Origin of the sequence: Streptomyces herbicida (genome assembly GCF_032656585.1) — a bacterium.
Lineage (GTDB): Bacteria > Actinomycetota > Actinomycetes > Streptomycetales > Streptomycetaceae > Streptomyces > Streptomyces herbicida.
This window is the reverse complement of record NZ_JAUYWJ010000043.1, coordinates 22402-44854: the sequence shown is the minus strand read 5'-3', so window position 1 is coordinate 44854 and position 22453 is coordinate 22402. Positions and strand designations below refer to the sequence as shown.

Here is a 22453-nt window from a genome sequence, read left to right as displayed (position 1 = left end):
GCACAGGGAACCGTGCAGGGGTCACCGGTATGGGTGACCGCGATATTCACAACCGCTGAGTTGTCCACAGTTTTTGACCAAGATCCACACGATTTCCGGGATCGCTGCACCGTGATTCCAACGCGCAACGCTCGCGGCGAGTTCATGGCCGGTTCCGTTTGTCGGGGCGCGTATGGACGGTTCGTATCGGCCGTTCATATGGAGGCCGGATGCCGGTTCTTCACACCTTTGGGAATCGCGTGGCCGCAGGGGGCTGCGCGGAAGATGCAGCGAAGGGGGAGCACACGTGGCCGGAACCGTCACCCACGATCCGCCGCCCGACACCGCGGGGCGGCCGCGACGGCCGCTGATCATCACCGAGGACGCCGGGCTCCTCGACGATCTGCTGCGCCTGTGCGCGGCGGCAGGCGCGACACCCGAGGTCCACCACGGGGTCCCGGAGCCCAGAGGCACCTGGGAGGCGGCGCCGCTCGTCCTGGTCGGCGACGACGCGGCGCGCCGCGTGCGCGGAGCCGCACGCCGACGAGGAGTCGTCCTGGTCGGCCGCGACCAGGACGACTCGGGGGTCTGGAAGCGGGCCGTCGAGATCGGCGCCGACCACGTCCTGATGCTCCCCGACGGCGAGCAGTGGCTGGTCGACCGCATCGCCGACGTCGCCGAGGGCGTCGGCCGCCCGGCGCTCACCGTGGGCGTCATCGGGGGCAGCGGCGGGGCCGGTGCTTCCACGCTCGCCTGCGCGCTCGCCGTCACCTCGGCGCGCGAGGGACTGCGCACCCTGCTCGTGGACGCGGATCCGCTGGGCGGCGGACTCGATGTACTCCTCGGCGGTGAGACGGCCGAGGGGCTGCGCTGGCCCGCCTTCGCCGCCTCGCGCGGCCGGGTCGGCGGCGGCGCCCTGGAGGAGTCACTGCCGCGGCTCCACTCCCTGAGGGTGCTCAGCTGGGACCGCGGCGACTGTGTCGCCATCCCACCCCCGGCGGTGCGGGCGGTCCTCGCGGCCGCCAGACGGCGTGGCGGCACGGTGGTCGTCGATCTGCCGAGGCGCCTGGACGACGGGGTCGCCGAAGCCCTCGCCCAACTCGACCTCGCGCTCCTCGTCGTCCCCGCCGAGCTGCGCGCCGTCGTGGCGGCCGGACGGGTGGCGTCCGCCGTCGGCATGGTCCTGCGCGACCTGCGGGTGGCGGTACGGGGACCGTACGCACCCGGTCTGGACGACCGCGAGGTGGCCAGACTGCTCGGGCTGCCGCTGGCCGGAGAGGTACCCGTCGAATCGGGACTGCTGCGCCCCTACGAGACCGGGAAACCGCCCGGTGCCTCCGGCCGTGGGCCGCTGGCGCGGTTCTGCAGGAGCTTCTGGGAACGGACGCTGGTGGAGGCGGGTGGCGTCACATGAGGACGCTTCCCGGACCCGGCCTCGACCCGCCGCACGGCCCGGAACTGCTCGACGGCGTGCGGCGGTGGCTGGCCGAGAGCGGCGCCGAACCGACACCCGCGCGCGTGGCCCAGGCGCTGCGCGAACAGGGACGGGTGCTCGGCGACGCCGAAGTCCTCGGCGCTGCTGCCCGATTGCGGTCCGAACTGGTCGGCAGCGGGCCGCTGGAGCCGTTGCTCGCCGACCCGTCGGTCACCGACGTCCTGGTGTCGGCCCCGGACCGGGTGTGGGTGGACCGCGGCGGCGGCCTGGAGCTGACCACGGTGACCTTCCCCGACGCGGCGGCGGTACGACGCCTCGCGCAGCGCCTGGCCGCGGTGGCCGGACGCCGGCTGGACGACGCGCGCCCCTGGGCGGATGCCAGGCTGCCCGACGGGACCCGGCTGCACGCGGTGCTGCCCCCGGTGGCCGTCGGCTGCACCTGCCTGTCCCTGCGGGTCGTACGGCCGCGGGCGTTCACGCTCGACGAACTGGTGACGGCGGGCACGGTGCCGCCCGGCGGGGACCGCGTCCTCGGCGCCCTGCTGCGGGCGCGGCTGTCCTTCCTGATCAGCGGCGGCACCGGCAGCGGCAAGACGACCCTGCTGAGCGCGCTGCTCGGGCTCGTCGGAGCGGGCGAACGCATCGTACTCGCCGAGGACTCGGCGGAGCTGCGGCCGGATCACCCGCACGTCGTACGGCTGGAGACCAGACCCGCCAACCAGGAGGGCGCGGGCCTGGTCACCCTTGAGGACCTGGTGCGGCAGGCACTGCGGATGCGACCGGACCGGCTGGTCGTGGGGGAGGTGCGCGGAGCCGAGGTCGTCCATCTCCTGGCCGCGCTCAACACCGGCCACGAAGGCGGCTGCGGCACGGTGCACGCCAACGCCGCCGCGGATGTGCCGGCCCGCCTGGAGGCCCTCGGCACGGCCGCCGGGCTCGACCGGGCCGCCCTGCACAGCCAGTTGGCGGCCGCGCTGTCGGTGGTGCTGCACCTCGTACGGGACCGGACCGGCCGACGGCGGATCGCCGAGGTGCATGTGCTGGAGCGGGAACCCACGGGTCTGGTGCGGACGGTGCCGGCGCTGCGCTGGGACACGCGGGCGTTCGAGCGGGAGCGGGGCTGGGAGCGGCTGCGGGGGCTGCTGGGGGACGACGGCGGCAGCTAGGCCGACGGCCCTGTCGACGGATGGATCGGCAGCGAGAGAAGCAACGGAAGTGGTGGAAGCGATGGGCGAGATGTCGATGAGTGCTGCCGTGGCGTGCGCCGGTGCGGCCGTCTGGGTGATGGGCGGGCGGCACCGGGAAGCCCGGCGGGCGCGGCTGCTGCTCGCCGGTGGCGGGATGGTGGGGACCGGACCGCCCCCGTGGGAGCAGGCCATGGGTGAACTGCGGCGGCTTCGCGGCCGGTTGCGGGGCGAGTGGTGGTCGCTGGCCGCGGGACTGGTGCTGGCGCTGCTGGGCGCCTCGGTGATTCCGGTCGTCGCGGGGGCGGCCGGGGTGCCGGTGCTCCGGCGGCTGCGGCTGGCCGGAGAGGCGAGGCGGGCCCGGGAGCGGCGCGGGGACGCGGTGATCGCGCTGTGCGCGACGCTCGCCGGGGAGGTGCGTGCCGGGCGGCAGCCGGGGGAGGCGCTGCTGCGGGCCGCACGGGACTCCGGCGGGCTCGCGGACGCGCAGGCGGCGGTGCTCGCGGCGGCCCGGTTCGGCGGGGACGTGCCGGGCGCCCTCGCCACGGCGGCCCGCCAGCCGGGCGCCGAGGGGCTGCTGGGGCTCGCCGCGTGCTGGCGGGTGGCCGTGGACCAGGGCGCCGGGCTCGCGGCCGGCCTCGACCGGCTCGACGGGGCCCTGCGCGCCGAACGGGACCAACGCGCCGACTTGCGAGCCCAGTTGGCGGGAGCCCGGGCGACGGCGGTGATGCTCGCGGCACTGCCCGTACTGGGCCTGCTCCTCGGCACGGCCATGGGCGCCGACCCGCTGCACGTGCTGCTGCACACCGGGGCGGGCCTGGGCTGCCTGGTGCTCGGCGGGCTGCTCGAAGCCGCCGGCCTGTGGTGGGCGGCGCGGATCGTGCGTGGAGCGGAGGCGGCATGAGCGCGCAGCTTGTCCACAGCCTGGGGACGGCCGTCGTCGCGGTGCTGCTCCTCGGCTGGCCGGCACGGCGGTTCGGGGCAGCGCGGCGTGGGCGCCGGGTGCGGCGACGGCTGGCCGAGCTGGTGGCCTCGGAGGCGCCGGACACCGGGACTCCTTTCGAAGTGCGGGGCGTCGTACGGCGGTGGCTGCCCGTGGCCGGGGTGGTGGGCGTCGGGTGGGTGCTGGTCGGTGGGCCCGTCGGGGTCGCGGTGGGGCTGGGGGCAGCCGTGGGGCTGTGGCGTTGGCGGCGTCTGCAGGAGGAAGCCGGCCGGGCGGAGGAGTTCGATGCCGCTCACGCCGCGCGCCAACTCCCGCTTGCCGCCGACCTGCTGGCGGCCTGCATCGCGGCCGGTGCCGGTCCGGTGATCGCCGCCCAGGCCGTCGGAGACGCCCTGGCTGGGCCCGTCGGACAAGGGCTGGCGAGGGGCGCCGCGGAGGTACGGCTCGGCGGGGAACCGGCGGACGCCTGGCGGCGGTTGGCCTCGCTGCCCGGCGCCGGGGCCCTGGCGCGGCTCCTGGAGCGCGCCGACGAGTCGGGGCTCCCTGCGGCCGGTCCCGTCGCCCGGCTCGCCGCGGATGCCCGCGCGGACTGGGCACGCACGGCGACGGCACGGGCCCGCCGGGCGGCCGTCATGGTCACCGCGCCGGTCGGGCTGTGCTTTCTGCCCGCCTTCATCGCGGTCGGTGTGCTGCCCGTGGTGATCGGGCTGGCGGGCGGAGTGGTGGGAGGGGGTGGTCGATGACCGGGCCGATAGCCGCACAGGCGAAGTCAGACAAGCTGCAATGCAAAGGAGTTCAGATGAGCGAGAAGGTCAGGAAGGTCCGGGCGTGGTGGCAGGCGCGGCGCTGCCGGGACGCGGGCATGGTCACGTCCGAGTACGCGATGGGGATCGTCGCGGCGGTCGGGTTCGCGCTGCTGCTCTACGAGGTCGTGACGAGTGGACAGGTCAGGGCGGAGCTGCAGGCCATCGTGAAACGAGCCCTCAGTGCCCGGATGTGACCGAGTCGAGCGCCGGGACGCGGGGTTCGTGACCGCGGAGGCGGCCGTGGTGCTGCCCGTGCTGGTGGCCTTCACGATGGCGCTGGTCTGCGGGCTGCTCGTGGTGGCGGCGCAGATCCAGTGCGTGGACGCGGCGCGCACGGGCGCCCGGGCGGCCGCCCGCCAGGATCCGGCCGACGCGGTCGTGGCGGTCGCCCGTGAGGCGGCACCGCACGGCGCGAAGGTCACGGTGGCCCGCGAGGGGGACCAGGTCCGGGTGACGGTCGTGGCCGAACCGCCGCTGCTGCCCGGCCTGCCCTTCGAAGTGCGGGAGGAGGCCGTGGCGTCGGCGGAGGACGCGGTGACCGCGGGGTCGACGGGCGGCGGGACGGGAGCGGCGGGAGCGCGCTCCAAGGCGGAGGCCGGGCGATGAGCCGCAGCTTCTGGAAGCGGGCCGCGGGCTGCTTCCGGGGCCGTTGCGCGCGCCGCTGCTCCGATCGTCACTCGCGCCGCTTCTCGGACCGCGGGTCCGCCACCGTCTGGAGCATCGGTGCGATCGCCGTTCTGTGCGTCGTGTTCGGCGTGGTGCTCGCCCTGGGGCAGGCCGTGGTGGCCCGGCACCGAGCGGCGGGCGGTGCCGATCTCGCGGCCCTCGCGGCGGCGGACCACTGGGCCGAGGGCACCACGGCGGCCTGCGTCTGCGCCGAGCGGGTGGCGACGGCCCAGGGCACGCGGCTGGTGCGCTGCGCCGTCGTGGGCGACACGTCGGACGTGACGGCCTCCTCGGGGCGCGGGCCGTTCACGGCGGAGGTCAGATCGCGGGCGGGACCTGCGGGGCCGGCCCCTTCTGCGGCCCTTCCTCCCGCTCCTTCTGCGGCCCTGCCGCCGGCTCCTCCCCGGCCTTCTCCTCCGGCGCCCCCCGCAACAGCACCGTGAGCAGTCGCACGGCCCCCCGCTTGTGCAACGGATCGTTGCCGTTGCCGCACTTGGGGGACTGGATGCAGGACGGACAGCCGGCGTCGCACTCGCAGGAGGCGATGGCCTGGCGGGTGGCGGTGAGCCAGTCGCGGGCGGTGTGGAAGGCACGCTCGGCGAAGCCCGCGCCGCCGGGGTGGCCGTCGTACACGAAGACCGTCGGGAGGAGGGTGTCGGGATGCAGCGGCACCGACACGCCGCCGATGTCCCAGCGGTCGCAGGTGGCGAAGAGGGGCAGCATGCCGATGGAGGCGTGCTCGGCGGCGTGCAGGGAGCCGCCGAGGATCTCCGGGTTGATCCGGGCCTCGTCCAGCTGGTCCTCGGTGACCGTCCACCACACGGCGCGGGTGCGGAGGGTGCGCGGCGGGAGGTCGAGCTTGGTCTCGCCCAGCACCTCGCCCGTGATGACACGCCGGCGCAGGAAGGAGACGACCTGGTTGGTGACCTCGACCGAGCCGTAGCACAGGCGTCCCGCGCCCCAGGGGACCTCGACGTCCGTCTCCAGGACGGAGATCGACGTCGTGTCGCGGGCGACCGTCGAATAGGACGGGTCCGCCTGTTCGACCAGGGCGACCGAGTCCTCCAGGTCGAGGGAGCGCACCAGGTACGTACGGCCCTGGTGCAGGTGCACCGCGCCCTCGTGGACCGTGGAGTGCGCGGCGCCCGCGTCCACCGTGCCCAGGAGGCGTCCTGTGCCCTCCTCGACGACCTGCACCGGCCGGCCGCCCCCGCCGCGGATGTCGGTCAGGTCGGCGGCCCGCTCCCGGCGCGTCCAGTGCCAGGCCCTCGTGCGGCGGCGCAGCAGCTTCGCGGCCTCCAGCTGCGGCAGCAGGTCCGCGCAGGCGGGACCGAACAGCTCCAGGTCGTCCTCGGTCAGCGGAAGCTCCGCGGCGGCCGCGCACAGGTGCGGGGCCAGGACGTACGGGTTGTCGGGGTCGAGGACCGTGGATTCCACCGGTCGGTCGAACAGGGCCTCGGGATGGTGGACGAGGAAGGTGTCCAGCGGGTCGTCGCGGGCGACCAGCACCGCCAGGGCACCCTGCCCGGAGCGGCCCGCGCGGCCCGCCTGCTGCCACAGGGAGGCGCGAGTGCCCGGGTACCCGGCGATCAGTACGGCGTCGAGCCCGGAGACGTCCACACCGAGCTCCAGGGCCGTTGTCGCGGCCAGGCCGAGGAGCTCGCCGGAGTGCAGGGCGTGTTCCAGGGCGCGGCGCTCCTCGGGGAGGTAGCCGCCGCGGTAGGCCGCGACACGCCGGGCCAGGGAGCGGTCGACCTCGGCCAGCCGTTCCTGGGCGATGACGGAGATCAGCTCGGCGCCGCGTCGGGAGCGTACGAAGGCGACCGAGCGCACGCCCTGCACGGTGAGGTCGGTCAGCAGGTCGGCCGTCTCGGCGGTGGCCGTGCGGCGGACCGGCGCGCCCTTCTCGCCGTGGAGTTCGGTGAGCGGGGGCTCCCACAGGGCGAACACCAGTTCCCCGCGTGGGGAGGCGTCGTCGGCGACCTCGATCACCGGAAGGCCGGTGAGGCGGCGCGCCGCCACGGAGGGCTCCGCGGCGGTCGCGGAGGCGAGCAGGAAGACGGGCGACGCGCCGTAGCGGGTACACAGACGGCGTAGTCGGCGCAGAACTTGTGCCACGTGCGAGCCGAAGACGCCCCGATAGGTGTGGCACTCGTCGATCACGACGTACTTGAGCGCCTTCAGGAAGGAGGACCAGCGCGGGTGCGAGGGCAGTATGCCGCGGTGGAGCATGTCGGGGTTGGTGAGGACGTAATTGGCGTACTGACGGACCCATTCGCGTTCTTCCACCGGCGTGTCGCCGTCGTACACGGCGGCCCGGACAGCGGTGCCCAGCGGATGTGAAAGTTCCTTCACCGATCGGCACTGATCGGCCGCGAGAGCCTTGGTGGGAGCCAGGTACAGGGCGGTGGCGCCGCGGCCGTTCGGGGCCTCGGAGCCGTCCAGGAGCGTCGACAGGACGGGCACGAGATACGCCAGGGACTTGCCCGACGCCGTGCCCGTGGCGACCACCACCGAGTCGCCGTCCAGGGCGTGCTCGGCGGCCAGCGCCTGGTGCGCCCAGGGGTGCTCGATACCGGCCGACTGCACCGCCGCGATCACTTCCGGGCGAATCCGGTCCGGCCAGACGGCATGGCGACCCGCGCGCGGGGGCAAGTGCTCCGTATGAGTGATGCGCGAGGACCGGCTCGGTCCCGAGGCGAGCCGGTCCAGGACCGTGCCCGGAGCAAGGCGGGTCGCGGTGTCCGTCGGGGATCGATCGGATCGGTGATTCTTGGCCATCGGCACCGAGTGTGTCACTGGTGTGACGGACAATGGGGCCAAGGCGTCGTGCACGCCTGCCGGTAAGTGATTGAATGCCATCGCGGCTGGCGAACGTCCCGGGGGCCGCAAGCCGAGGTGTCCCGAGGGGCGACCGCTCGATAGCAAGGTGCTGGAGGATCCGTGGACCTGTCCCTGTCGACCCGTACCGTCGGCGATCGTACGGTCGTCGAGGTCGGTGGCGAAATCGACGTATATACCGCGCCCAAGCTGCGCGAGCAGCTGGTCGAGCTGGTGAACGACGGGAATTTCCACCTCGTCGTCGACATGGAGGGCGTGGACTTCCTCGACTCCACCGGTCTCGGCGTGCTGGTCGGCGGGCTGAAGCGTGTGCGTGCCCATGAGGGCTCCCTGCGCCTGGTCTGCAACCAGGAGCGCATTCTCAAGATCTTCCGCATCACCGGCCTCACCAAGGTGTTCCCGATCCACACCTCGGTCGAGGAAGCGGTGGCGGCTACCGACTGACCCCGGGCTGCTGCCGACCGATCCCGGGCCGCCGATCGGCCCGAATCGTCGGCGCGCCCGGCCCCGGGCCGCAGTGTCCGGGGCGGAAGAAGTTTCATCAGGGGGTCCGGGCTTTCGGCGGCCCGGCCCCCGACCGCACGCCCGAAGTTGCGAGGGGGATGCATGGCCACCGTTGAACTCCGCTTCAGCGCGCTGCCCGAGCACGTCAGGACCGCTCGACTGGTGGCGGCAGCGGTGGCGCGCAGGGCCGGAGTGGACGAGGCCGTACTGGACGAAGTGCGGCTCGCCGTCGGCGAGGCCTGCTCCCGCGCCGTCGGGCTGCACCAGAGCGCCGGCATCGCGGCGCCGGTGAAGGTGGCGCTGATCGAGGAGGAGAAGCAGTTCTCCATCGAGGTCGGCGACGAGGCGCCGCGTTCGGCCCCAGGTGACCGGGCGCCCGGCGGTGCCGCCGAGGGAGGCGACGCGGAGACCGAGGAGGACGAGATGGGCCTCGCGGTCATCAGCGGCCTCGTCGACGACGTGGAGGTCAGTGCCGGGGAGCGCGGCGGGTTGATCCGCATGACCTGGCCGACCACCCCGCCGGCGGTCGCGCTCGCCTGAACCACCCCCGCCGCATCCGTTCGGCGCAACCCCGCTCACTCACAAGGGCCCTGCTCAGCAGGGCCCTTCGTGTTGTTTTCCTGTGGCCATCGGAATTCGTGAAGAAATTCACGATCAATCACCTGATTATTTGATCAAGAGCCAATGCGTGCGTCAATGCCTTTGGGGCGTTACCACTTTCGGGTTCTATGGCGTGACGTCGATCATTTGCTGAAGAGCATGTGAAGGCTAATTCCGTTTACCGCGCTCTGTTTTGATCAGGTTCCGGTACCTACAATCCGTCCACATCTTGAGCTCAGCCCAAGCGTCAAGGAGGACGAATGGCGGGGCTTTCTACCCCTCATCAGTTGGGCCAACCCACAACCTTCGCAGCCGCAGTCCTGACCGACGACAACCGTGTCCTCGTGGCGATCATCGCGGTCGTCGCGGTCGCGGCCCTGGTCGTCGCGGGAATCCTGGTGCGCCAGGTGCTCGCGGCCGGCGAGGGCACCGACAGCATGAAGCAGATCGCAGGGGCGGTCCAGGAAGGCGCCAATGCCTATCTGGCCCGGCAACTGCGCACGCTCGGCGTATTCGCCGTCGTGGTGTTCTTCCTGCTCATGCTGCTGCCCGCGGACGACTGGAATCAGCGCGCCGGACGGTCGGTGTTCTTCCTGATCGGCGCGGCGTTCTCGGCGGTCACCGGCTATATCGGCATGTGGCTCGCCGTGCGCAGCAATGTGCGCGTCGCCGCGGCGGCCCGGGAGGCCACCCCGGCGGAAGGCGAGCCGGAAAAGGATCTCACCGCCGTCTCGCACAAAGCTATGAAGATCGCTTTCCGCACGGGCGGCGTAGTCGGCATGTTCACAGTGGGTCTCGGCCTGCTGGGCGCCTCCTGTGTGGTGCTGGTGTACGCGGCCGACGCGCCGAAGGTGCTCGAGGGCTTCGGCCTCGGGGCCGCCCTGATCGCCATGTTCATGCGTGTGGGCGGCGGCATCTTCACCAAGGCCGCCGACGTCGGCGCCGACCTGGTCGGCAAGGTCGAGCAGGGCATTCCGGAGGACGACCCGCGCAATGCCGCGACCATCGCCGACAACGTGGGCGACAACGTCGGCGACTGTGCCGGTATGGCGGCGGACCTGTTCGAGTCGTACGCCGTGACCCTGGTCGCGGCGCTCATCCTCGGCAAGGTGGCCTTCGGCGACTCCGGGCTCGCCTTCCCACTGCTGGTGCCCGCGATCGGCGTGATCACCGCGATGATCGGCATCTTCGCGGTCGCCCCGCGCCGCAGCGACCGCAGCGGCATGACCGCGATCAACCGTGGCTTCTTCATCTCCGCGGTGATCTCGCTCGTGCTCGTGGCGGTGGCGGTCTTCATCTATCTGCCCGGAAAGTACGCGGACCTCGACGGCGTCACCGACGCCGCGATCAGGAGCAAGGACGGCGACCCGCGGATCCTCGCGGTGGTCGCGGTGGCCATCGGCATCCTGCTCGCCGCCGTGATCCAGCAACTCACCGGCTACTTCACCGAGACCAACCGCCGTCCGGTGATGGACATCGGCAAGACCTCGCTCACCGGTCCGGCCACCGTCGTCCTGGCCGGTATCTCGATCGGTCTCGAATCGGCCGTCTACACCGCCCTGTTGATCGGCCTCAGCGTCTACGGGGCGTTCCTGCTCGGCGGTACGTCCATCATGCTGGCCCTGTTCGCGGTCGCGCTGGCCGGCACCGGTCTGCTCACCACGGTGGGCGTGATCGTCGCCATGGACACCTTCGGTCCGGTTTCCGACAACGCCCAGGGCATCGCCGAGATGTCCGGGGACGTCGAGGGCGCGGGCGCGCAGGTGCTCACCAACCTGGACGCGGTCGGCAACACGACCAAGGCCATCACCAAGGGCATCGCCATCGCCACCGCCGTCCTCGCGGCATCGGCGCTCTTCGGGTCGTACCGTGACGCGATCACCACCAGCGTGCAGGACGTGGGTGCGAAACTGACCGGCCCGGGCGCGCCGATGAGCCTGTCGCTGGACATCTCGCAGCCGAACAACCTGGTCGGCCTGATCGCGGGTGCGGCGGTCGTGTTCCTCTTCTCCGGACTGGCCATCAGCGCGGTGTCGCGGTCGGCGGGTTCCGTGGTGTACGAGGTACGACGGCAGTTCCGCGAGAAGCCCGGGATCATGGACTTCACGGAGAAGCCCGAGTACGGCAAGGTCGTCGACATCTGCACCAAGGACGCCCTGAGGGAGCTGGCCACGCCCGGCCTCCTCGCGGTCATGGCACCGATCTTCATCGGGTTCACACTCGGTGTCGGCGCCCTCGGCTCCTATCTCGCGGGCGCGATCGGCGCGGGCACACTGATGGCGGTGTTCCTGGCCAACTCCGGTGGTGCCTGGGACAACGCCAAGAAACTGGTCGAGGACGGCCACCACGGCGGCAAGGGCAGCGAGGCCCACGCGGCCACGGTGATCGGTGACACGGTCGGCGACCCCTTCAAGGACACCGCCGGTCCCGCGATCAACCCGCTGCTGAAGGTGATGAACCTGGTGTCGCTGCTCATCGCGCCCGCGGTCATCAAGTTCTCGTACGGCAACGACAAGAACCTGGGCGTACGGATCGCGATCGCGGTCCTCGCGCTGCTCGTGATCGTCGGCGCCGTGTACGTCTCCAAGCGGCGCGGCATCGCCGTGGGCGACGAGGACAACGCCGAACGGGTGAGCAAGTCGGCCGATCCTGCGGTGGTTTCGTAGGCGGTCTTACGGCGATCCGTTCAACGGACGGGCGGGCGGCGCGCATTGATGCGCCGCCCGCCCGTTCGTGTGTGCGCGCGCCCTCATGGTGAGCCTTCTCTCGCTTGGTGCAAATAGGAGCAAAATGGTCCTTAGTGGCTGTTCGGCATGCGACTGTCACCCATCCGGCGTGTAGGGTCCGGGGGCCGAGAGCCAGGGAAGGGACCGATCCGGTGAACAAGAAGCTCGCGGCCGCACTGTCCGGCGGCGCGGTACTCGTGGCGGCGCTGACGGGATGCAGCAGCGGCGGAAGCGAAAACAACGACAAGCTGGATGCCTGGGCCAAGCAGGTCTGCGACGCGGTCCAGCCGCAGGCCAAGAAGATCGCGGCCGCCAACGCCGCGATCCAGAAGGAGACCTCGGACAACAGCGCGCCCGCGGACGTCCAGAAGACCGACGCGAAGGCCTTCCAGGACATGTCCGACGCCTACAAGGCGATCGGCGCCGCCGTGAACTCGGCCGGGGCGCCGGATGTGGACAACGGCAAGAAGAAGCAGCAGGACGCGGTCAAGGAGCTCAACCAGATCGGCGCGTCGTACGCCTCTTTGAAGAAGCAGGTCGACGAGCTCGACACCAAGGACCAGTCGAAGTTCGCCGACGGCCTCAAGGACATCGCCACCCAGCTCGACAAGCTGAGCACGACCGGGAACGACGCGCTGAAGAACCTCGAGGAGGGCGACGTCGGCAAGGCGATGGCCAAGCAGGAGAGCTGCAAGTCGGCGTCCTCGCCGGCCTCGGCGTCGGCAGGCTGAGCACCGGGGCGGGCGGCTGACGCGGGCCGGTTCGGGTACGTGCGATGTCGGTCCGAGCGGACACAATGGGGGGCGTGAGTAACGCCACCCTGTCCCCCCTGCCGTCCTCCGACCGTCCCGACGTGGCCGCCCGGCTCCGGGCCGCCCTGCTCGGCGCCGCTTTCACCGCCGACGGGCTGCTCGAACTGCTCGGTGCCCCCGCGTATGCGGCCCTGGCCCGCAGCGAGACCGTGCCTGCCCTCCGGGCCACCCGCGGGGACACGCCGCTGGAGACCCTCGTACGGCTGTTCCTGCTCCAGCAGCCCGTGCCGCACGCGCGCGTGGCGGACGTGCTGCCCGTCGAGCAGTGCCTTCAGGGCCGGTGGCTGACGCGCGTCGGCGACGACGAGGTCGCCGCCACCGTGGACATCCGGCCCTATGGCGGGCCGGACGGCGAGGACTGGTTCATCGTGTCGGACCTCGGATGCGCGGTCGGCGGCGCGGGCGGCATCGGCGGCCAGAGCCGTCAGACGGACCCGGCCGTGGTCCTCGGCGTCGGTGGAGCCTCCACGACCCTGGCCGGCATCACCGTGCGCACACCCGTCGCCGCCGCGCTCGACCTCGGCACCGGCTCCGGCATCCAGGCGCTGCACGCCGCCCAGCACGCCACCCGCGTGACGGCGACCGACCTCAACCCCCGCGCGCTGCACATCACCGCGCTGACACTCGCCCTGTCCGGCGCCCCGGCGGCCGATCTGCGCGAGGGCTCGCTCTTCGAGCCGCTCAAGGACGACGAGACGTACGACCTGATCGTGTCGAACCCGCCGTTCGTGATCTCCCCCGGTGCCCGTCTCACCTATCGCGACGGCGGGATGGCCGGGGACGATCTGTGCCGCTCGCTCGTCCAAGGTGCGAGCGCCCGCCTGAACGAGGGCGGGTTCGCGCAGTTCCTCGCCAACTGGCAGCACGTGGAAGGGGAGGACTGGCAGGACAGGATCAGGTCGTGGGTGCCTCGCGGGTGCGACGCCTGGGTCGTGCAGCGCGAGGTGCAGGACGTCACGCAGTACGCCGAGTTGTGGCTGAGGGACGCCGGTGACCACCGCGGTGACCCGGCGGAGTACCAGGCGCGATACGACGCCTGGCTCGACGAGTTCGAGGCGCGCAAGGTCAAGGCGGTGGGCTTCGGCTGGATCACGCTGCGCAAGACCTCGGCCGCCGAACCCTCGGTCGTCGTGGAGGAATGGCCGCACCCGATCGAACAGCCGCTCGGCGAGACGGTCCGGGCGCACTTCGCCCGCCTCGACTATCTCCGTGGGCATGACGACGCCGCTCTGCTCGAGGGCCACTTCAGGCTCGTCGCCGAGGTCGTCCAGGAGCAGGTCGGGCTGCCCGGCGCCGAGGACCCGGAGCATGTGGTGCTGCGGCAGAACCGCGGTATGCGCCGCGCCACCAGGGTGGACACGGTCGGTGCCGGCTTCGCGGGCGTCTGTGACGGCACGCTGAGCGCGGGCCGCATCCTCGACGCCATCGCGCAGCTGATGGGCGAGGACCCGGTGGTGCTGCGCGACAGCACGCCCGCGCAGATCCGGCTGCTGGTGGAACAGGGCTTCCTCGAACCGGCCGGCTGAGTCCGCGGTCCGCGGCCGGCTCCGGGCGGGCGGCTACGGCGTCGGGCCGACCCGGGTGCGGGTCAGCCGGCGTACGGACGTCCGTCGCACACGCCGGCTGCGCGACACGCGCACACCGCCCGTGCCGTACGGCACACCGGTCGGGTGACCGGCGTCGCACCGGGCCCGGACGGGGCGCGGCGAGACCCGGGACGCGCCGACGACAAGAAAACGGCCGGAAAAATATCTGTGCTCGGTCTCGTATCGGGATTATTCGAATATACATTCGAAAAGCTGTCGGCTCGCCGTTCACCTCGAGTTCGCCCGCATGCCGCCCGTGCGTGCCAGTCTCCGGCCCCTGGGCACTCATGGACGGCGGAAAAGGGGCAGGGGAGCCATGGAGAGCGGACCGGCGATCTTCGCGGGAGTGGTGTTCGCCCTGTTCGGAGGCGCATTGCTGGTGTGGACCGGAGCCCGGGTCCGGCACCGTGAACCGGTCGCCCACGGCGTGAATCAGGTCGCATCGGCCACCCTCGCGGGCCTGGCCGGAGTGGTCGCCCTGGGCCTCGGCGCGTACTGCCTCACCCGCCTCTGACGGCGGCCCGCGTGCTCTCGTGCGCGTAATTGGAGCGTCACGCTCCGGACAGGGGTGCAAAGGCGGCCTGACACTCCGGGCGGCAGGAATGCCGGTAGTCGGGTTACCGTTCGAGTGGCCGTTGTGGGCTTTTCCCGTTTGACACGGGGGCGGGATGTACCGTCACACTCCGCAGCGTCACCACGACACGACCCCGGGACACCGGCCCGGGGAGGCCCCAGCGTCGACCGGAGAGAAGAGCGAAGTTGTCCCCGACCAGCGAGACCGCACAGGGCGGCCGCCGACTCGTCATCGTCGAGTCGCCTGCCAAGGCGAAGACGATCAAGGGCTACCTGGGCCCCGGCTACGTAGTCGAAGCGAGCGTCGGGCACATCCGCGACCTTCCCAACGGCGCCGCGGAGGTGCCGGAGAAGTACACCGGCGAGGTCCGCCGCCTCGGCGTGGACGTCGAGCACGACTTCGAGCCGATCTATGTCGTCAACGCCGACAAGAAGGCCCAGGTCAAGAAGCTCAAGGATCTGCTGAAGGACTCCGACGAGCTCTTCCTCGCCACCGATGAGGACCGCGAGGGCGAGGCCATCGCTTGGCACCTCCTGGAGGTCCTCAAGCCCAAGGTCCCGGTCAAGCGGATGGTCTTCCACGAGATCACCAAGGAAGCGATCCGCGAGGCCGTCGCCAACCCGCGCGACCTGAACCAGCGCATGGTCGACGCCCAGGAGACCCGCCGCATCCTCGACCGCCTCTACGGCTACGAGGTCTCGCCGGTCCTGTGGAAGAAGGTCATGCCGCGCCTGTCGGCCGGCCGTGTCCAGTCGGTCGCGACCCGGCTCGTGGTGGAGCGGGAACGCGAGCGCATCGCCTTCCGTTCCGCCGAGTACTGGGACCTGACGGGCACCTTCGGGACCGGCCGTGCGGGCGACTCCAGCGACCCGTCGACCCTGGTCGCCCGTCTTCAGTCCGTCGACGGCAGGCGCGTGGCCCAGGGCCGCGACTTCGACTCGCTCGGTCAGCTCAAGAGCGCGAACACGCTCCACCTCGACGAGGCGAACGCCCGCGCCCTCGCCGCCGCCCTGGAGAACACCCGGTTCTCCGTGCGGTCCGTCGAGTCCAAGCCGTACCGCCGCTCGCCGTACGCCCCGTTCCGTACGACGACGCTGCAGCAGGAGGCCAGCCGCAAGCTCGGCTTCGGCGCGAAGGCCACGATGCAGATTGCGCAGAAGCTGTACGAGAACGGCTACATCACGTACATGCGTACGGACTCCACGACGCTGAGCGACACCGCGATCACGGCCGCCCGCGCCCAGGTCACGCAGCTGTACGGCGCCGACTACCTGCCGGCGCAGCCGCGCACGTACGCCGGGAAGGTCAAGAACGCCCAGGAGGCGCACGAGGCGATCCGTCCCTCGGGTGATCGTTTCCGCACCCCGGCGGAGACCGGTCTGACCGGCGACCAGTTCAAGCTCTACGAGCTGATCTGGAAGCGGACCGTCGCCTCCCAGATGAAGGACGCGACCGGCAACAGCGTGACCGTCAAGATCGGTGGCACCGCCGCCGACGGCCGGGACGTCGAGTTCAGCGCGTCCGGCAAGACGATCACCTTCCACGGCTTCCTGAAGGCCTACGTCGAGGGCGCCGACGACCCGAACGCCGAGCTCGACGACCGCGAGCGCCGGCTTCCCCAGGTCAACGAGGGCGACGCGCTCTCGGCCGAGGAGATCACGGTCGACGGGCACGCCACCAAGCCCCCTGCCCGTTACACCGAGGCCAGCCTGGTCAAGGAGCTCGAAGAGCGCGAGATCGGCCGCCCGTCGACGTACGCGTCGATCATCGGCACGATCCTCGACCGCGGCTATGTGTTCAAGAAGGGCACGGCCCTGGTGCCGTCCTTCCTGTCCTTCGCCGTGGTCAACCTCCTGGAGAAGCACTTCGGGCGGCTCGTCGACTACGACTTCACCGCCAAGATGGAGGACGACCTCGACCGCATCGCCCGCGGCGAGGCCCAGGCCGTGCCGTGGCTGAAGCGCTTCTATTTCGGCGAGGGCACCGGTGCGGGCGGCGCCGCCGAGGCCGGCAACGGTGACGGTGACCACCTCGGCGGCCTCAAGGAGCTGGTGACCGACCTGGGCGCGATCGACGCGCGCGAGGTGTCGTCGTTCCCCGTGGGCAACGACATCGTGCTGCGGGTCGGCCGCTACGGCCCCTACATCGAGCGCGGCGAGAAGGACACCGAGCGGCACCAGCGCGCGGACATCCCCGACGACCTCGCCCCGGACGAGCTGTCCGTCGAGCTCGCCGAGGAACTGCTCGCCAAGCCGAGCGGCGACTTCGAGCTGGGCACGGACCCGCAGAGCGGCCACCAGATCATCGCCAAGGACGGCCGCTACGGCCCGTACGTCACCGAGGTGCTCCCCGAGGGCACCCCGAAGACCGGCAAGAACGCCGTCAAGCCGCGTACGGCCTCGCTGTTCAAGTCGATGTCGCTGGACACGGTGACCCTGGAGGACGCCCTCCGGCTGATGTCGCTGCCGCGTTCCGTCGGCACGGACGCGGACGGCGTGGAGATCACCGCGCAGAACGGCCGCTACGGCCCGTACCTGAAGAAGGGCACGGACTCGCGGTCCCTGCAGTCCGAGGACCAGATCTTCACGATCACGCTGGAGGAGGCCCAGGCGATCTACGCCCAGCCGAAGCAGCGTGGCCGTGCGGCCGCCAAGCCGCCGCTGAAGGAGCTCGGCGAGGACCCGGTCAGCGGAAAGCCGGTCGTGGTGAAGGACGGTCGCTTCGGGCCGTACGTCACCGACGGCGAGACCAACGCGACCCTGCGTTCGGGCGACAGCGTCGAGGCGATCACCCCGGAGCGCGGCTTCGAACTGCTCGCCGAGAAGAGGGCCAAGAGCCCCGCCAAGAAGACGGCGAAGAAGGCGCCCGCGAAGAAGGCTCCGGCCAAGAAGGCGACCGCCACCAAGACGGCCGCCAAGAAGACGACCGCTGCGAAGAAGACGACGACGGCCAAGAAGACCGCCGCCAAGAAGGCGACGACGGCCTCGAAGGCCGCTGCTTCCAAGGCGTCGGCGGAGGACTGAGACCGCCGGTCTTCACATCCTGTTCGCGAAACGAACGCCCCGGCATCACTTTGGTGTCGGGGCGTGCGCACGTTCGGACGGGCGCGGCGGGCTGTCGGTCGCTGCCGATAGGCTGAAAGCATGACGCGAGCCGAGCAGCCAACGGCCCTCACCACAACACCCGACGACACCCTGGTGGCGGACTCCCGCGAACGTGCGGTCCGCGCACTGCTGCGCCAGCCGCAACTGAAGCGGTTGTGGAGCGCACAGCTCGTGAGCGGCGTGGGCGACGCCCTCGCGCTCCTGGTGCTGGTCCTGCTCGCCCTCCAGGCGGCGATCGCCGAGGGCTCGTTCGGCGGCGGCTATCGAGGCGTGGCGTTCGCAGTGGCGACCGTCTTCGGGGCGCGCATCCTGGCCACGCTGCTCTTCGGCGCCGTGCTCCTCGGCCCGCTCACCTCTCTGACCTCGCAGGACGGCCCGCTCGACCGCCGCTGGACCATGGTCGGCGCCGACGGTCTGCGCGCCGTGCTGCTGATCATCGCGCCCCTGTGGATCGACTGGACGCCGGCGAACGCGCTGGCGGTCCTGCTGGTGACCGCTTTCGTGACCGGTGTCGCCGAGCGCTTCTGGACGGTGTGCCGGGAGAGCGCGGCCCCCGCCCTGCTGCCCGCCCCGCCCCCGGAGGGCGCGACGGTACGGCCGCTGCCCGACCACATGGACGCCCTGCGCCGCCTGTCGCTGCGCACGGGCTTCGTGGCGGTTCCCCTGGCGGCCGCCGCCCTCGTCGTCGCGGCGCTGCTCAACAACCTCCTCGGTACCGTGAGCGTCTGGTTCGCCCAGCACCAGGCGGCCCTCGGCTCGTATGTGGCGGCCGGTCTGTTCGCCGCGTCCCTGTCCGTGCTGACGTACCTGGAGCTGCCCGACGCGCGCACCCCGCGCCCGCGGTCCCCGCTGGAGGGACTGCGCCGCCCCCGGACGGGCACGGGCGTGGACAACGGCCGCACGGGGGCCGTTCCGCTGCTCGTCCTCGCCTGCGCCGCCGTCGCCGGGGCGGCCTCAGCCGCCGTCGCCGTGTCGGTGCTACAGGCCAAGGACCTGGGCGGCGGCCCGGTGCTGTACGGGCTGCTGGTGCTCGCGCTGACCGGCGGAGTCGTCGTCGGCATCCGTACGGCCCCCGCCGTGCTCCCGTCGCTCTCCCGCCGTCGGCTCCTGTCGCTGGCGATCGCCTTCACCGGCGTGGCGCTCCTTGCCGCCGGGCTCGTCCCGGACGTCACCAGCGTGCTGCTGATCGTCGCGCTCGCCGGGGTCGGCGCGGGCGTGGCCGCCAACACCGGGCACACGCTGCTCGACCAGGAGACCGAGGACTACCGCAGGCCGCGCACCACCGAACACCTGCACGCGGTCGTACGGGTCTTCGTGGCGCTCGGCGCGCTGATCGCGCCCCTGGTGGCGGCCCTCATCGGCCCGCACCGGCTGGAGAACGGCAAGTTCGTGTTCGCCCACGGCGGCGCCGCCTTCACCCTGATGCTCGTCGGCGCGCTGCTGCTGCCGGTGGCCGCGCTGGTGCTGGCCAAGGTCGACGACCGCTCCGGCGTGCCGCTGCGGCACGACCTGCGGGACGCGCTGCTCGGCGGCGACGACCCGGCGCAGACGCCGGCCGCGAACGGATTCTTCATCGCCCTGGAGGGCGGCGACGGCGCCGGGAAGTCGACCCAGGCCGAGGCCCTCGCGGAGTGGATCCGGGCCAAGGGCCACGAGGTCGTGCTCACCCGCGAGCCGGGGGCGACTCCGGTGGGCAAGCGGCTGCGCTCGATCCTGCTGGACGTGTCGTCGGCGGGGCTCTCACACCGGGCGGAGGCACTGCTGTACGCGGCGGACCGCGCCGAACACGTCGACACGGTCGTACGGCCCGCGCTGGAGCGGGGGGCCGTCGTCATCTCCGACCGGTACATCGACTCGTCGGTGGCCTACCAGGGGGCGGGCCGGGACCTGTCCCCGACCGAGATCGCCCGGATCAACCGCTGGGCGACCAATGGACTCGTCCCCCATCTGACCGTCCTGCTGGACGTCGCGCCCGAGGCCGCCCGCGAGCGGTTCACCGAGGCGCCGGACCGGCTGGAGTCTGAGCCGGCCGAGTTCCACGCGCGCGTGCGGGCCGGCTTCCTGACGCTGGCCGCCGCCGACCCCGGCCGCTATCTGGTCGTGGACGCGGGCCAGGAGCCCGAGGCCGTCACGACCGTGATCCGGCACCGGCTCGACACCGTGCTGCCGCTGTCCGAGGCCGAGGTGAAGGCCGCCGAGGAGGCCCGCAAGGCCGCCGAGGAGGAGGCCCGCCGCAAGGCCGAGGAAGAGGCCGCGCGCAAGGCCGAGGAGGAGCGCCTGGAGCGTGAGCGCCAGGAACAGCTCGCCAAGCTGCGCGCCGAGGAGGAGGAGCGCAAGCGGCGCGAGCTGGAGGAGGCGCAGCGGCGCGAGGCCGAACGGCAGGCGGAGGAGGCCCGGCTGCGGGCCGAGGAAGCACGTAGGCGTGCCGAGGAGGAGCGGGCCCGGCTGCTGGCCGAGGAAGAGGCCCGTGTCGCCGAGGATGCCCGGCGCAGGGCCGAGGAGGACCGGCGGCGCAAGCAGGCCGAGGAGGAGGCCAGGCTGCACGCCGAGGCCGAGGCCCGGCGCCTGGAGAAGCAGCGCAAGGCCGAGGAGGCGCTGCTGCGCGCCGAGGAGGCCCGGCGCCAGGCGGCAGCTGCGTCGGCCGCGGCCGACGTGGCCGCACAGCAGCCCGCGGCACCCCGGCCGACGGTCACCGCGACACCCCGGCCGGCGGCTCCCGCCGCCGGGCAGGAGGCGGCGACCGTGCCGACGCCCGTGGTGAAGCCGGGCGCGGCGGACGAGACGGCGGTGCTGCGGCCGGTTCGGGCGGACGAGGAAGAGCCCAAGGGCGAGCAGGGCCGCGGTCGCCGGTCCCGCAAGCCGTCCGGGGAGTCCGAGTCCGAGGTGACGGCGAAGCTGCCGCAGCCGCCCACGCCTCCGGGGGCGGCGGACGAGACGGCCGTGCTGCCTCCCGTGGCTCCGGGCGCGGCGGACGAGACCGCTGTGCTGCCTCCGGTCGCTCCCGGTGCGGCGGACGAGACCGCTGTGCTGCCTCCCGTGCGGGGCGGTGGTCCGGCGGACCGGATGCCGCAGGGGTTCTTCCGGGACGAGCGGCCGGACCCCGGCCCCGATGACCGTACCCGGCCGCTCCCTCAGGTCGACGAGGACGGTGCCGCGCGACGGCGGCCGCGGTCCGACTGGGCCGAGGAGACGCCGCTCGACGATCTGCCGACGCTGGCTGACGAGCTGCTGGGGTCGTACGAGGACGACGGGTCCGACGAGGACAAGGGCGGCCGGGGCCGCGGGCGGGGACGCCGGGGCTGACAGGGAAGCGGCCGACCGGGAACACCACCACCGCCCCCGGGTGTCAGTGGGCGCCCGCACAATGGACACCGGAACGCGAATTGCGACGGAAGGGCGGCGTGACCCATGACGGTGTGGGACGACCTCGTCGGGCAGGAGAAGGTGAGCGAGCTGCTCGAGGCGGCCGCTCGGGACGCCGACGCGCTCGTCACCGCGGCCGCCACGGACGCGCCGCCGCCGGAGGCGTCGAAGATGACGCACGCCTGGCTGTTCACGGGCCCGCCCGGCGCCGGCCGGAACCAGACGGCGCGGGCCTTCGCCGCGGCCCTGCAGTGCGTGAGTCCCGACCGCGCCCTCGGCGGGGCCCCCGGCTGCGGCTTCTGCGACGGCTGTCACACGGCGCTGATCGGCACCCACGCGGACGTCACCACGGTCGCCGCAGTCGGCGCCGAGATCCTGGTCAAGGACATGCGGGACACAGTCCGCAAGTCGTTCACGTCACCGGCGAACGGCCGCTGGCAGATCATCCTCGTCGAGGACGCGGAACGGCTGAACGAGAAGTCCGCCAACGCCGTCCTCAAGGCTGTGGAGGAGCCGGCCCCCCGCACGGTCTGGCTCCTGTGCGCCCCCTCGCTGGAGGACGTGCTGCCCACCATCCGCTCCCGCTGCCGCCACCTCAACCTGCGCACGCCCTCGGTCGGCGCCGTCGCCGACATGCTCGTACGGCGCGAGGGCATCGAGCCCGACGTGGCGGCCGCCGCGGCCCGCGCCACGCAGGGTCATGTCGACCGGGCCCGCCGCCTGGCCACCGACCCGGCCGCCCGCGAGCGCCGCGCCGCCGTGCTGAAGCTGCCGCTGCGCCTCGACGAGGTCGGCTCCTGCCTCAGGGCCGCCCAGGAGCTGGTCGACGCGGCCGCGGAGGACGCCAAGCAGCTCGCCGAGGAGATGGACGGCAAGGAGACCGAGGAGCTGAAGGCGGCGCTGGGCGCGGCTCAGGGCGGACGTCTGCCGCGCGGCACGGCGGGCGTGATGAAGGACCTGGAGGACATGCAGAAGCGCCGCAGAACCCGCACGCAGCGCGACAGCCTGGACCTCGCCCTGACCGACCTCACGGCGTTCTACCGCGATGTCCTCGCCCTCCAGATCGGCTCCCGGGTGGCCATCGCCAACGCGGACGCCGAGGAGGCCCTGGAGCGGCTGGCCCGCGGCAGCTCCCCGGAGTCGACCCTGCGCCGCATCGAGGCGATCTCGGCCTGCCGCGAAGCCCTCGACCGCAACGTGGCTCCCCTGCTGGCGGTGGAGGCGATGACAATGGCACTGAGAGCGGGCTGAATTCATCACCCGCGGTTGACGACGTCATCCGTACGAGCCGCATTGCGGACGCACAGCACTTGTACCGTCGCTCAGGGTT

16 protein-coding genes and 1 pseudogene are annotated in these 22453 nt (G+C 72.3%); 16 read left to right on the top strand and 1 reads right to left on the bottom strand.

Annotated features, from left to right (window positions below; translation table 11 throughout):
* Window positions 1-286 precede the first annotated feature (286 nt).
* From ssd to Q8A52_RS46765, 7 genes and pseudogenes are all read left to right on the top strand, one after another.
* Window positions 287-1393, top strand: a complete 1107-nt coding sequence (gene ssd, locus Q8A52_RS46795; protein WP_316764435.1) for a septum site-determining protein Ssd — start codon at window positions 287-289, stop codon at window positions 1391-1393.
* On the top strand, window positions 1390-2580 hold the full coding sequence (locus tag Q8A52_RS46790; protein WP_316764432.1) for a TadA family conjugal transfer-associated ATPase: 1191 nt from the start codon (window positions 1390-1392) through the stop codon (window positions 2578-2580). Before ssd ends, Q8A52_RS46790 begins: the two co-directional genes overlap by 4 nt.
* Window positions 2581-2641: 61 nt before the next feature.
* Complete coding sequence (locus Q8A52_RS46785) at window positions 2642-3502, top strand: type II secretion system F family protein (protein WP_316764458.1); 861 nt, start codon at window positions 2642-2644, stop codon at window positions 3500-3502.
* Window positions 3499-4284 carry a type II secretion system F family protein gene (locus tag Q8A52_RS46780; protein ID WP_316764430.1) on the top strand — a complete coding sequence of 262 codons (786 nt, stop codon included), beginning with the start codon at window positions 3499-3501 and terminating at the stop codon, window positions 4282-4284. The genes Q8A52_RS46785 and Q8A52_RS46780 overlap by 4 nt, the downstream gene beginning before the upstream one ends.
* A gap of 56 nt (window positions 4285-4340) precedes the next feature.
* Entirely contained in the window at window positions 4341-4541 is a 201-nt protein-coding gene (locus Q8A52_RS46775) for a DUF4244 domain-containing protein (protein ID WP_316764427.1), read from the top strand.
* A 28-nt stretch (window positions 4542-4569) separates the two neighbouring features.
* Window positions 4570-4953, top strand: coding sequence for a TadE family type IV pilus minor pilin (locus tag Q8A52_RS46770; RefSeq protein ID WP_408649384.1), 384 nt, complete (start codon window positions 4570-4572; stop codon window positions 4951-4953).
* Window positions 4950-5291, top strand: a pseudogene (locus Q8A52_RS46765) (Rv3654c family TadE-like protein); the annotation flags it as partial. The gene Q8A52_RS46770 and the pseudogene Q8A52_RS46765, both read left to right, overlap by 4 nt.
* 40 nt (window positions 5292-5331) lie before the next feature.
* Here Q8A52_RS46765 and Q8A52_RS46760 read toward each other — a convergent pair.
* On the bottom strand, window positions 5332-7875 hold the full coding sequence (locus tag Q8A52_RS46760) for a DEAD/DEAH box helicase (protein ID WP_316764420.1): 2544 nt from the start codon (window positions 7873-7875) through the stop codon (window positions 5332-5334).
* Between the two features lie 81 nt (window positions 7876-7956).
* On the opposite strand from Q8A52_RS46760, the gene bldG reads away from it, so the two are divergent.
* From bldG to Q8A52_RS46715, 9 genes are all read left to right on the top strand, one after another.
* Entirely contained in the window at window positions 7957-8298 is a 342-nt protein-coding gene (gene bldG / locus Q8A52_RS46755) for an anti-sigma factor antagonist BldG (RefSeq protein ID WP_010986038.1), read from the top strand.
* A gap of 162 nt (window positions 8299-8460) precedes the next feature.
* On the top strand, window positions 8461-8898 hold the full coding sequence (locus tag Q8A52_RS46750; protein WP_316764417.1) for an ATP-binding protein: 438 nt from the start codon (window positions 8461-8463) through the stop codon (window positions 8896-8898).
* 320 nt (window positions 8899-9218) lie between these two features.
* Window positions 9219-11624 carry a sodium-translocating pyrophosphatase gene (locus Q8A52_RS46745; protein WP_316764414.1) on the top strand — a complete coding sequence of 802 codons (2406 nt, stop codon included), beginning with the start codon at window positions 9219-9221 and terminating at the stop codon, window positions 11622-11624.
* 212 nt (window positions 11625-11836) lie between these two features.
* Entirely contained in the window at window positions 11837-12415 is a 579-nt protein-coding gene (locus Q8A52_RS46740; RefSeq protein WP_316764412.1) for a small secreted protein, read from the top strand.
* A 65-nt stretch (window positions 12416-12480) separates the two neighbouring features.
* Window positions 12481-14022 (top strand): DUF7059 domain-containing protein, encoded by a 1542-nt coding sequence (locus Q8A52_RS46735; RefSeq protein ID WP_408649383.1) that lies wholly within the window; start codon window positions 12481-12483, stop codon window positions 14020-14022.
* Window positions 14023-14398: 376 nt separating this feature from the next.
* Window positions 14399-14596 carry a hypothetical protein gene (locus tag Q8A52_RS46730; protein ID WP_316764408.1) on the top strand — a complete coding sequence of 66 codons (198 nt, stop codon included), beginning with the start codon at window positions 14399-14401 and terminating at the stop codon, window positions 14594-14596.
* A 245-nt stretch (window positions 14597-14841) separates the two neighbouring features.
* A complete protein-coding gene (gene topA, locus Q8A52_RS46725) occupies window positions 14842-17679 on the top strand; it encodes a type I DNA topoisomerase (protein ID WP_316764407.1) in 2838 nt (945 codons plus the stop codon).
* 120 nt (window positions 17680-17799) lie between these two features.
* Complete coding sequence (tmk, locus tag Q8A52_RS46720) at window positions 17800-21063, top strand: dTMP kinase (RefSeq protein ID WP_316764404.1); 3264 nt, start codon at window positions 17800-17802, stop codon at window positions 21061-21063.
* 105 nt (window positions 21064-21168) lie between these two features.
* Window positions 21169-22374: a DNA polymerase III subunit delta' gene (locus tag Q8A52_RS46715; protein ID WP_316764401.1), complete on the top strand. Its 1206-nt coding sequence runs from the start codon at window positions 21169-21171 to the stop codon at window positions 22372-22374.
* Window positions 22375-22453 lie beyond the last annotated feature (79 nt).